Source organism: Novosphingobium sp. HNCC26DJ243, from assembly GCF_057180545.1.
The window spans coordinates 164,327-175,537 of sequence record NZ_JBXUGN010000003.1 but is presented as its reverse complement, the minus strand read 5'-3'; the positions used below and the strand labels follow the sequence as shown (position 1 = coordinate 175,537).

The following is an 11,211-nucleotide window of genomic DNA, read 5'->3' as shown; positions in this document are numbered from 1 at the left end:
CGGGTGCGGAGTGAGCGCTTATGCTGGATAGCGGTTGCAATCGATGCGCACCCGTTGCCCATCTGCCACGCTTAAGGAACTGCCATGCGTCTCAACGTCCGCTCGAAGACTGTCTCGCTTGCCCTCGGAACGGCGGCCCTGCTGGCCACGACGGCAGGTGCCCATGCGCAGGTGACCAAGCTGCAATCGAACCCGCAGGCCCTGATTCTCGACGCTGCGGACGTCAAGGCGGGTACGGACATGATGTTCCTGTCGGGCCAGCTTGCCTCGCCGGTGGACCCGGCCAAGACCTTTGCCGAGGTCAAGGCAATCGAGGATCTGGGCGATACGAAGACCCAGACGATCAGCGTGCTGACCAAGATCAAGGCTCTGCTCGAAAGCCGTGGCTACACGATGGCCGACCTGATCAAGCTGACCCTGTTCGTCGCCGCCGATCCGAAGCTTGGGAAGATGGACTTTGCCGGTGCGAACGAAGGCTTCAAGCAGTTTTTCAAGACGGCCGAGAACCCTACGACTGTTGCACGTTCGACCTTTCAGGTGGCGGCTCTGGCAGGGCCCTATTTCCTGATCGAGATCGAAGCGATCGCGGCTAAGAAGAAGTAGCAGCCCGCCCCGTCAGCCCGTTGCAAACGCAACCTTAACCCATCCTCGTGCACACTACGTAGATGGACAGGAACACCTCGGAGGTCGCGCCCATCGCGCGGTTGCAGGGCCGGCGTTCGAGCGATCGTCGCACCATGCCGGAGATCATCAATCCGGCGCTCGCTCCGGCAGGGCAGGGCGCCGCTCTGCTCGACATCTCGACGCATGGCTGCCGCGTGGCGGGGCTGACGGGGACGCCGGGAATCGGAGCGCCGCTGCTCGTCCTGATCGGCGGACGCATTCGCATGACCTGCTGGCTGCGTTGGGCCAGCGATAGCGAAGCCGGGCTGGAGTTTGCGCGCCCGCTGGCCGACGAGGTTGTCGACCTGCTCAGCGAAGCCCATGGCGTTGGCGTCGAATTCCCGGACCTTGCAGCCGCCTGATCAGGATCGGCTGGCGACTCGCCGTGAACCAGCGGCGATGATTGCCACTACGGCACCTGCCGCTGCGAGATAGCCGAGCATCTGGAAACCCCGCATCAGCCCACCGCTGCGCAGCGAGAGGAACGTGACAACTACCGGGCTCAGCCATTGGCCAAGGGCGAAGGCAGACTGCCAGAAACCGGTGCCGCGGCTGCGCACTTCGAACGGGAGAATGCTCATCGCCCAAACCAGCAGGGTCGGCAGCAACAGGCCTGCGCCGAGTTGGTTGACGAAGCAGCCGACGAGGAAACCGGTTACGCTGCCGCTGCTGCCCATCGTCAGGAACCCGGTCGCCAGAAGCGCGAATTCGCAAAGCAGCAGCTTGCCCACACCGAGGCGTCCGACACGTGAGTAGATGAACGTGCCAAGCGGGACCCCGATGCTTGCCACCGAAGTCAGGAATCCGATGCGCGCGGCGCTGGTCAGGCCGAGCACGGCGAGGCCGCTCGATGCCTGGATCTGCACGGTGTAGAAGAAGATCGAGCCGTAGATCGTGATCGCCGCGATCAGCGCCATGCGGCTCCACGGGAACGCGGCCCAGCTCAGGTTGTGCGGCGCGGCGGCAGCCTCGTCGTCGGGCCCGTCATCTCCGGCAGGCTCCCAGGTGAAGCGCAACACAAGCGCAAACATGACCAGGGCCGAGGCATAGACCCAGAACGGCGCACGCCATCCCGCTTCGCCAAGCGCGCCACCGAGGTTGAAGAACACCAGCGCTGAAACCGAGGCAAACGCAGTCTGCCCCGCCAGCCAGCGATCGCGCGCCGCGCCCTTGTAGTAGTCGGCGATCATCGTGGTCGACAGGACATAGATCAGGGCTTCGGCAATGCCGACGCCGATGCGCGAAACCAGAATGGGCACGATCCCGGTGAGAAAGACGGGCGCGACGCCGACCACGGCGTAGATCACGAATGAGGCCAGCAGCAGGCGTCGGCGACCGAAGTAATCGCCCAGAATGCCCGCGAACGGGCACAGGATCGCCACGCACAAGGCGGGCAGGGTGAGGACCATCGGCACGAGATATTCGTGATTGGGAACGCCCGAGAACTCGACCATCAACTGCGGCAGGACCGGCGCGAGCAGGACGATTGCCATCGTCGTCAGCGTGATCGGCAGCAGCAGCGATATGCCGGTCATGAAACTCGGGGTACGGTGCTTCGTCATCGGGTGCTCGCTCTCCACGGGTCCGGACTGTCGCAGCGGCGCTTGTGCCACCTTTCGCAACCGGTTGCAGCCTCGGTGCAGGCGATTGCCCGGAGCGTCCAATCGATAGCGTCGGGCCAGACCTATCGGCGCGCTCGATTTGTCGCCGCCAGACGCTCTTTCAACTCGTCGAGCAGCACCCGGAACGCGGGCGACAGGTTGTGGCGGTCGGGATAGTAAAGGTGATGCCCCGCAAACGGCGGACTCCAGTCCTGCAGCACCGCCACGAGCACGCCCGACGCGAGCTTGTCCTCGATCCTGTCCATCATTGCGTAGGCAAGGCCTTGCCCTGCCACGGCCGCGCGCACCGCCATGTCGGCATTGTTCACCGTCAGCCGGCCGTTGACGCGGACACGCAGGGCATGGCCACCCTTCTCGAATTCCCAGGCATAAAGATCGCCCTTGGTTGCCATGCGCATGTTGATGCAATCGTGCCCGGTCAGGTCACGCGGGGTGAGCGGCGTCCCGGCCTTGGCAAAGTATTCCGGCGATCCAACTACCAGCATGCGCAGGTCCGGCCCGATCCGCACCGCGATCATGTCCCGTTCCACCTGCTCGCCCAGGCGTACGCCCGCATCGAAGCGGTCCGCGACGATATTGGTCAGTGCGCCGTCGATCGACAACTCCACGCTGATGTCGGGATAACGCGCCATGACCGCCTCGACCGCTGGCCACAGCACTGTCTGTGCCGCATGATCGCTGCAGGTGATCCGGACGGATCCCGAAGGACTTTCGCGCAAGCGGCTGAGATCGGCCAGACGCGTGCGGATTTCATCGAGTGCCGGGGCGAGCGTATCCAGTAGCTGTGCGCCAGCCTCGGTCAGCCCGACGCTGCGCGTCGTTCGTGACAGCAGCTTGAGGCCAAGTGACTCTTCCAGCCTGCGCACAGTGTGGCTGAGCGAGGACTGCGACGTGCCGAGACGCGAGGCTGCCCGGGTGAAACTGCGTTCCTCGGCCACGACGGCAAAAGCAGCGAGATCACCGAGTTCGTTCTTGGCCATTGATGAAAATCCAATATCAGTTCATGCCGATCTTAGCGGATAATCAATAAGAGGGCGATGGCGTAGAAAGCTGGTCAGCCGAAAGGGTTTCGGCACGGAGTTATCGGCATGGACAAGCGCACCCTGGGCCAAGGCCTTGAAGTTTCAGCATTGGGCTTTGGCTGCATGGGCCTGACGTTTGGCTATGGTCCGGCGCAGGATCGCGGCGACGCCATCGCATTGATCCGTGCCGCATTCGACATGGGCGTGACGTTCTTCGATACAGCCGAAGCCTATGGCCAACTGAACGAGGAGATCGTTGGGGAGGCGCTGGCACCGATGCGCGACGAGGTCGTCATTGCCACCAAGTTCGGCTTTCGCGAAGGCGACAACACCAAGGGGCTCGACAGCAGCCCGGCGCGCATCCGCACCGTGATCGAGAACAGCCTGCGCCACTTGCGTACAGATTACGTAGACCTGTTCTACCAGCACCGGGTCGATCCCACGGTGCCGATGGAAGACGTCGCGGGAACCGTGAGGGACCTGATCGCAGAGGGCAAGGTGCGTAACTTCGGCCTTTCGGAGGCGGGCGTGGATTCGATCCGAGCCGCTCATGCCGTGCAGCCCGTCGCGGCGCTGCAGAGCGAATACTCGATGTGGTGGCGCGCACCCGAGGCGGAAATCCTGCCGCTTCTGGAGGAACTGGCCATAGGGTTCGTGCCGTTCAGCCCGCTCGGCAAGGGCTTCCTGACCGGCGCGATCACCACCGAGACTCAGCTCTCGCCCGACGACTTCCGCAACATCGTCCCGCGCTTCTCGGCGGACAATCGCGCCGCGAATCATCATCTGGTCGAGCGCATCGGACAGATTGCAAACCGCCTTGGCGCTTCGAACGCGCAAGTCGCCTTGGCCTGGGTCATGGCGCAGAAGCCCTGGATCGTTCCGATACCGGGCACGACCAAGCTTTCGCGGCTCACGGAAAATACAGCCGCCGCGATGGTCAACCTGACACAAGCGGACCTTGCGGAAATCGCGGGAATCCTTGATGGTTTTACAGTCAGCGGCGATCGCTATCCGGCAGCGCTGGCTGCACGCGTCGGTCGTTGAGCGGTACGGGGGAAACGTGGTGACAAAACTCAAGGTCAATGGCGCGATGCGTGACGTGAAGGCAGCGCCCGAAACGCCGCTGCTCTATGTCCTGCGCAACGAACTCGATGTGATGACGCCCAAGTTCGGCTGCGGCATGGCCCAGTGCGGGGCCTGTTCCGTGCTGGTCGATGGCGAGGAAATGCGCGCTTGCGTGACGCCGGTCGCCTCGATCGAGGGCAAGGAAGTCACCACTGTCGATGGGTTGCCCGCGCGCTGGGCGGCAAGGCAGGGGCTTTCACCCGAACAGATGAAGGGCAAGCTGCACCCGGTGCAGGAAGCCTGGGATGCAGAGCAGGTGCCCCAGTGCGGGATCTGCCAGTTCGGCATGATGATCAAGGTCACCGAACTGCTCGAAGCCAATCCCAAGCCGACCGATGCCGACATCAAGGAGGCGCTCACCACCTCCGGCCCTTCGCCGCATCTGTGCCGTTGCGGCAGCTACGCCGCCATCCTCGAAGGTGCGCACCGCGCCGCACGCCTCATGGCTGAAGGAGGCGCAAAGTGAGCACCATGATCGACACCGCCTATGACATGACCATACACGGCGCGAAGCTTACGGGTGTCAGCCGTCGCGGCTTTATCGCCACCGGCGGCGCTCTGGTTGCGGCGCTCTCGCTTCCGGCAGGCCGGGCAACGGCGGCGACCGGCAATCTGCCGGCCGCAAGCTACGCCAGCTGGATCGAGATTCACGCCGATGGCAACGTCCTGATCCGCACTGGCAAGTGCGACTTCGGCCAGAGCAGCATCTACACTGCCTATCGCCAGATCGTCGCCGAGGAATTATGCGTTCCGCTTTCGGCCATGACCACGGTGGTATCGGGCGATACCGATCGCACGCCCGATGGCGGCGGCACGTTCGGGCTGCTGCGCTATGGCCAGAACATGCGCAAGGTCGCCGCGATGATGCGCGAAGCCGCGCTTGAACTGGCGTCCAGGAAGCTCGGCGTTCCGCTCGCGCAGCTCACCGTCAAGGACGGGGTGATTGCGGGCGGTGGTAAGTCGGCCAGCTACGCCGATCTGGTGCGGGGCGAAGACCTGAAGCTGACGGTCGAAGTGCAGGGCGATCTCACCAGCCCGCTCGGCTACTTCGTCAAGGGCGAACCGCCGATGAAACCGTTCGCCGACTACACGATCATCGGCAAGCCGGTGATGAACCCCTCGATCAGGCCAAAGGTGGCGGGCGAGACGGTCTGGGTGGGCGACGTGAAGCTCCCCGGCATGCTCCATGCCCGCACGATCCATCCTGCCACGCTCGGCTCGACGCTTGTCAAGCCGGGCAAGCTCGATGCGACCCAGTTCCCCGGCGCGCGCCTCGTGCGCATTGCCAACCTGCTCGCGGTTGTTTCTCCCGATGAATGGGAAGCGGTCCAAGCCGCGCAGGCCGTCGCCGCCGAGACGCAGTGGAGCGAATGGAAGGGGCTTCCGGGCCACGAAAAGCTGGCCGAGCACTTCAACGCCAAGGTCGACTGGACCACGCTTCCAGTCAAGGACGGTGAAAAGAACAAGGGCGATCCGGCGACGGTGAAAGGGGAAAAGGTGCACAAGGGCACTTACTTCATGCCCTATTTCAAGCACGCCCCGATCAGCCCGATGGTGACGCTTGCCGACTATCGCCCGGATGGGTCGGTCACGCTTCACACGCTCAGCCAGAATGCACAGCACTTGCGTCGCATGACGGCAAAGATGCTCGGCACGACTGAAGACAAGGTCGTCGTCCGCACGTATCCGGGCTCGGGCCATTATGGTCGTTCCAACGGCGGCAGCGCCGGGAGCGAGGACGAGGCAGCGTTGCTCTCGCGTGAACTGGGCCGTCCGGTGCGCGTGCAGTGGATGCGTGCCGACGACATGCAGTGGTCGAGCCAGTCTTCGGCGGCGGCGGCGGACATAACAGTCGCGCTCGACGCCGACGGGCGGATTGCCGGCTATCAGGCCGACCATCGCGGATTGCCGATGCAGGATGACCGATTGGTCGGAGCCATCCTTGCCGGATTGCCCGTGATCGACGCGCCATCGGTCGAAACGAAGGACGGCTTCCAGAACGCCCTTGCCGGCATGAACGATGACTGGGTCTATGCCACGATCGGCGCGGTGCGCGAGCGCGCGCTGACCACCTTGCAGATCGGCCAGAAGGAGTCGCCGCTCGCCGTGGGCCTGCGCGACCATTCGATGCGCACGCCGATCCAGTTCCAGCAGAACTTCCCGCGCGAAATGGCTTTAAGCGAAGCGGCCATGCTGGCGGGCAAGGACCCGCTCCAGTTCCGCCTCGAGCATGTGAGCGAGCCGCGTTTCAAGCCGATCCTCGAACGCCTCCGCGCGGAATCCGGCTGGACCACGAGGCCTTCTCCCGCGCCGGGTGCCCGAGCGACGGGCAAGGGCACGGTCAAGGGGCAGGGCGTGTCGATCATGTTGCGCGATCAGGGCTATTGGGCCTGCGCCGCGCATGTGGCGGTCGATCCCGATACAGGCGAAGTGAAGGTCGAGCGCGTAACGATCGTGGCCGATGTCGGAATCGTCATCAACCCGCTGCAATTGCGCCGCCAGATCCAGGCCGGTTGCCTGATGGGCGTCAGCCAGGCGCTACACGAGGAGGTCGCGTTCGACGAAGGCGCCGTGACCTCGGCGGACTGGTCGGGCTATCCGATCCTGACCATGGCCGAGATGCCGGAACTACGCGTCATCATCGCCGACAATGGCGGCAAGGGCGAATACGGGCAGGGGTCGGAGAGCGCGAACGCGCTTGCTGCCCCGGCCATCGCCGCTGCTGTCATGGACGCAACCGGCAAGCCGGTTCGCCGACTGCCGTTGCGTCCGGAGTACGTGAAGGCAGCCCTGGCCTAGGTCCTGATCCTAGGCCTCCAGCGCCTCGCCCGCCAGCAGCCAGGCTTCTTCGGCCTGTTCCAGCTCGCGGGCGAGTGTGCCCCGGCGCTGGGCCAGTTCGCTCATGGTCAGTTTGGCAAAAGCGGGCGCGGCGCTCGCGGGCTCGAACATCGCGCGGTCGATCTGCGCGATCTCGGCCTGCAATGTGCTCACGCGCTTTTCAGCTTCGGCCTGCTTCTTCTTCAGCGCCTTGAACTCGTCGCGCGCCATGGCGCGAGCCTTGCGGTCCGGCGCGTTGCCCTTGTCCTTTGACTGCCCTTGCGCAGACTGCGTCGGCTTGGGCTGGTTTCGGCCGAGGATAAAGTCGATGTAGTCCTCGATGCTGCCGTCGTAGGGCTTGGCCGTTCCGCCATCGACCAACACGAGCCGGTCGGCGGTCAGTTCCACCATGTGGCGGTCGTGGCTGATCAGGATCACCGCGCCCTTGTAGGAATTGAGCGCCTGCACCAGCGCTTCGCGCGCATCGATGTCGAGGTGGTTGGTCGGTTCGTCGAGCACCAGCAGATGCGGCGCATCGCGCGTCACCAGTGCCAGCGCAAGACGCGCGCGCTCGCCGCCCGAAAGCGTTCCGACTTGCGCGGTGGCGCGATGGCCGGAGAAGCCGAAGCGGCCGAGTTGTGCACGTACCGCAGCCGGGGTCTTGCCGTCCATCGCGCGGGTCATCAGTTCGAGCGGGGTCGATGCGCCCGCCAGTTCCTCCACCTGATACTGGGTGAAGTAGCCGACCTGCATCTTGCCGGTGGCCTGCATCGCGCCATCCATCGGCGCAAGCTGCGCGGCAAGCAGGCGCGCAAGCGTGGTCTTGCCGTTGCCGTTTCGGCCCAGCAACGCGATCCGGTCATCGGGATCGATGCGCAGGTTGAGCCGCGTCAGGATCGGCGCGCCGGGCGTGTAGCCGACCGCCGCCAGATCCAGCGTGATGAGCGGCGGGCGCAATTCGTCGGGATCAGGGAAGTCGAAGCTGAGCGTCGGGTCTTCGACCATCGCCGCGATCGGCTGCATCTTTGCCAGCATCTTGGCGCGTGACTGCGCCTGCTTGGCGGTCGATGCACGCGCGCTGTTCTTGGCGATGTATTCCTTGAGGCGGTCGGCCTGCGCTTCCTGCGCGGCGCGCGCGGCGGCCTGCTGGGCAAGACGCTCGTTGCGCTGCCGCTCGAAGCTGTCGTAGCCGCCAGGATAGAGCGTCAGCTTGCCCGCGTGGAGGTGGACGATGTGGTCGACCACGTTGTTGAGCAGGTCGCGCTCGTGGCTGATCACGATCAGCGTGCCGGGATACGACTTGAGGAAGTTCTCCAGCCACAGCGTCGCTTCGAGGTCGAGGTGGTTCGATGGTTCGTCGAGCAGCATCACGTCGGGCGCGGAAAACAGCAGCGAAGCCAGTGCCACGCGCATCTTCCAACCGCCCGAGAAGCTGTCGAGCGGACGCGCCTGCATCTCTTCGTCGAATCCGAGACCGATCAGGATGCGCGCGGCGCGGGCAGGGGCGCTGTAGGCATCGATCGCCAGCAGGCGCTCGTGCACGTCGCCAAGACGATCGGGATCGGTGCAGGTCTCGGCCTCTTCGAGCAGTTGCGTCCGCTCGACATCGGATTCGACCACCGTATCGAACGGCGTCTTGTCCCCGCTCGGCGCCTCTTGCGCGATGTAGCCCAGTTTCGTGCGACGCGGCATCTCGACCGAACCCTCGTCGGGTTCGATTTCGCCGATGATCGCCTTCACCAGCGTGGACTTGCCGGCGCCGTTGCGGCCAATCAGCCCAACCTTGGCGCGCGGCGGTACCGCCACCGAGGCACGGGACAGGATGTCGCGCCCGCCAAGGCGCACGGTGATACCGTTGATCGTAAGCATGGGCGCGCGCCTAGCATGAGCGGCGCAAGGTTTGTGCACTTTTTCGCCTCAAGCGTGCCAAACGGCGGACAAGGGCGAATTTCACGGGAATTTTACGCATCGGGCGGCTTTGCAGATGGAGAGTTTACGCGCTGCAGGCGCAACCCACGGCCTTCAACCGGAGTCCATCTGCAGTGCAAGAACAGCATAATGACAGTCGCAACACGCTCGCCGCGCTGACGCTTGGCGCGATCGGTGTCGTTTACGGCGATATCGGGACGAGCCCGCTCTATGCCTTCCGCGAGGCGCTCGCCCAGACCGCGACAGGCGGGATCGACAGCGGCGAGATCCTCGGGGTTCTTTCACTCGCGCTATGGGCGCTGATCCTTGTTGTCACGCTGAAGTATGTCCTGTTCCTCAGCCGGATGGACAACAATGGCGAGGGCGGCGTGCTTTCGCTGATGGCGCTTGCGAACCGGGCGACTTCGGGAACCGCCACTGCGAGCGGCTGGCTCGTCGTACTGCTGCTCGGCGCTGTGGGGGCCTCGATGTTCTATGGCGATGCGATCATCACGCCCGCCCTCTCGGTGCTTTCGGCTGTCGAGGGTCTGAAGACGATCGAAGGGATGGGCGGAATGTCGGAACCGGTGATCCTTGGCATCACCATCGCAATCCTGACGGTGCTGTTTGCGGTGCAATCGCGCGGAACTGCAAGCGTTGCCGGCATGTTCGGCCCGGTCTGCGTGGCGTGGTTCGTTGCGCTTGCGCTGCTTGGCGTCTGGCACATCACGCAAGTGCCGCAAGTCCTTTCCGCCTTCGATCCGCGCAATGCCGTCACCTTCCTGCTTGGCCACGGGGTGGGCGGGCTGTTCGTTCTGGGTGCGGTGTTCCTGACTGTGACCGGAGCCGAGGCCCTGATCGCGGACATGGGGCATTTCGGTCGCACGCCGATCCAGCTGGGATGGCTGGCGTTCGTTTGGCCGGCGCTGACGCTCAATTATCTGGGGCAGGGCGCGCTAGCGTTGAAAGCTTTCGCCGTGGCGGAGGCCTCGGGGCAACCCATGGCCAATGCCGACTGGTTCTTCCTGATGGCACCCGATGCCTTGCGCGCACCGCTCGTCGTCTTGGCGACGCTGGCCACGATCATCGCCAGCCAGGCCGTGATCACCGGCGCGTTCTCGCTGACGCATCAGGCCATCGCACTCGGTCTCCTGCCGCGCATGGCGATTCGCCAGACGTCGGCGCACCAAGTTGGCCAGATCTATATGCCTGCGATCAACTGGCTGCTGCTGGCAGGCGTGCTCGTTCTCGTTATGGCGTTCAAGTCGAGCACCGCAATGGCTGCCGCCTACGGCATAGCGGTGACCGGCACGATGGTCATGACGACCTGCCTTGCTTTCATAATCGCGTGGAAGTTCTGGAAATGGGATCCGTTTTGGACCGCGTTGCTCGTGGCCCCGTTCCTCGCTTTGGACCTGTTCTTCTTCGGCGCGAACTTCCTGCGCGTGATTGAAGGGGGCTGGGTGCCGCTGGTCGTGGCCGGCGCGGTCGGGCTGGTAATCTTCATCTGGCGCAAGGGGCGCCGCGCGGCGCATGCCCGCGTCGAGGAACAGGGCGCGCCCATGGTGGAAATCGCCACAGCCCTGGCCGCAAGGCCGCCGGTGATGACTGAAGGAACAGCCGTGTTCCTGACGCAGGATCTCGACCTCGCGCCTTCTGCTCTCTTGCACAACCTCAAGCACAACAAGGCGCTGCACAAAGCCAACATCCTGCTCAAGATACAGACTTTGCCCCGACCTTGGGTGGCTCCCGAAGACCGCCTCACCATCGAACGGCTGGACGATCGCTTCCTCAAGGCGCGGCTCTGCTATGGCTACATGGACACGGCCGACGTGCCGAGCGACCTTGCGCGCCACGAGGGCCTGCTCTCGCGCACGGGCGGGACCTCGTTCTTCGTAGGCCGCAGCGCCATTCGTTTTGCGAGCAGGCCTTCGATGCCGCGCTGGATGATCGCGATCTACATGTTTCTCCACCGTAACGCGGCAGACCCGACCGCATGGTTTTCGATCCCGCCCAATCGCGTGGTCGAACTTGGCAGCCAGATAGAGCTATAG

At 64.4% G+C, this 11,211-nt stretch carries 9 protein-coding genes; 6 read left to right on the top strand and 3 right to left on the bottom strand.

The annotated features are described in order from the left end of the window. Positions 1–84: 84 nt before the first annotated feature. Together AC2A04_RS11165 and AC2A04_RS11160 are read left to right on the top strand one after the other, a co-directional pair. Complete coding sequence (locus AC2A04_RS11165; protein ID WP_484212418.1) at positions 85–603, top strand: Rid family hydrolase; 519 nt, start codon at positions 85–87, stop codon at positions 601–603. A 62-nt stretch (positions 604–665) separates the two neighbouring features. Next, positions 666–1,025, top strand: a complete 360-nt coding sequence (locus tag AC2A04_RS11160; RefSeq protein ID WP_484212417.1) for a hypothetical protein — start codon at positions 666–668, stop codon at positions 1,023–1,025. Here AC2A04_RS11160 and AC2A04_RS11155 read toward each other — a convergent pair whose 3' ends face one another. Both AC2A04_RS11155 and AC2A04_RS11150 read right to left on the bottom strand, forming a co-directional pair. Beyond that, positions 1,026–2,225, bottom strand: coding sequence for an MFS transporter (locus tag AC2A04_RS11155; protein ID WP_484212416.1), 1,200 nt, complete (start codon positions 2,223–2,225; stop codon positions 1,026–1,028). Between the two features lie 122 nt (positions 2,226–2,347). Continuing rightward, positions 2,348–3,265 (bottom strand): LysR family transcriptional regulator, encoded by a 918-nt coding sequence (locus AC2A04_RS11150; protein WP_484212415.1) that lies wholly within the window; start codon positions 3,263–3,265, stop codon positions 2,348–2,350. A 108-nt stretch (positions 3,266–3,373) separates the two neighbouring features. Here AC2A04_RS11150 and AC2A04_RS11145 point away from each other — a divergent pair, with 108 nt between their 5' ends. The 3 genes from AC2A04_RS11145 to AC2A04_RS11135 are packed head-to-tail and all read left to right on the top strand — an operon-like array spanning position 3,374 to position 7,231. Beyond that, positions 3,374–4,351: an aldo/keto reductase gene (locus AC2A04_RS11145; protein ID WP_484212414.1), complete on the top strand. Its 978-nt coding sequence runs from the start codon at positions 3,374–3,376 to the stop codon at positions 4,349–4,351. Between the two features lie 19 nt (positions 4,352–4,370). Beyond that, complete coding sequence (locus tag AC2A04_RS11140; RefSeq protein ID WP_484212413.1) at positions 4,371–4,898, top strand: (2Fe-2S)-binding protein; 528 nt, start codon at positions 4,371–4,373, stop codon at positions 4,896–4,898. A 5-nt stretch (positions 4,899–4,903) separates the two neighbouring features. After that, positions 4,904–7,231: a xanthine dehydrogenase family protein molybdopterin-binding subunit gene (locus AC2A04_RS11135; RefSeq protein ID WP_484212675.1), complete on the top strand. Its 2,328-nt coding sequence runs from the start codon at positions 4,904–4,906 to the stop codon at positions 7,229–7,231. A gap of 9 nt (positions 7,232–7,240) precedes the next feature. On the opposite strand, the gene AC2A04_RS11130 is transcribed toward AC2A04_RS11135, so the two are convergent. After that, a complete protein-coding gene (locus AC2A04_RS11130; protein WP_484212412.1) occupies positions 7,241–9,118 on the bottom strand; it encodes an ABC-F family ATP-binding cassette domain-containing protein in 1,878 nt (625 codons plus the stop codon). A gap of 173 nt (positions 9,119–9,291) precedes the next feature. Here AC2A04_RS11130 and AC2A04_RS11125 point away from each other — a divergent pair, with 173 nt between their 5' ends. Next, entirely contained in the window at positions 9,292–11,211 is a 1,920-nt protein-coding gene (locus AC2A04_RS11125) for a potassium transporter Kup (RefSeq protein WP_484212411.1), read from the top strand.

What these genes read in the sequence shown, in the direction of transcription:
- AC2A04_RS11145 (WP_484212414.1), top strand. Translation starts at nt 3,374, where the DNA reads ATGGACAAGCGCACCCTGGGCCAAGGCCTTGAAGTTTCAGCATTGGGC.
- AC2A04_RS11130 (WP_484212412.1), bottom strand. Translation starts at nt 9,118, where the DNA reads ATGCTTACGATCAACGGTATCACCGTGCGCCTTGGCGGGCGCGACATC.
- AC2A04_RS11160 (WP_484212417.1), top strand. Translation starts at nt 666, where the DNA reads ATGGACAGGAACACCTCGGAGGTCGCGCCCATCGCGCGGTTGCAGGGC.
- AC2A04_RS11135 (WP_484212675.1), top strand. Translation starts at nt 4,904, where the DNA reads ATGATCGACACCGCCTATGACATGACCATACACGGCGCGAAGCTTACG.
- AC2A04_RS11155 (WP_484212416.1), bottom strand. Translation starts at nt 2,225, where the DNA reads ATGACGAAGCACCGTACCCCGAGTTTCATGACCGGCATATCGCTGCTG.
- AC2A04_RS11165 (WP_484212418.1), top strand. Translation starts at nt 85, where the DNA reads ATGCGTCTCAACGTCCGCTCGAAGACTGTCTCGCTTGCCCTCGGAACG.
- AC2A04_RS11150 (WP_484212415.1), bottom strand. Translation starts at nt 3,265, where the DNA reads ATGGCCAAGAACGAACTCGGTGATCTCGCTGCTTTTGCCGTCGTGGCC.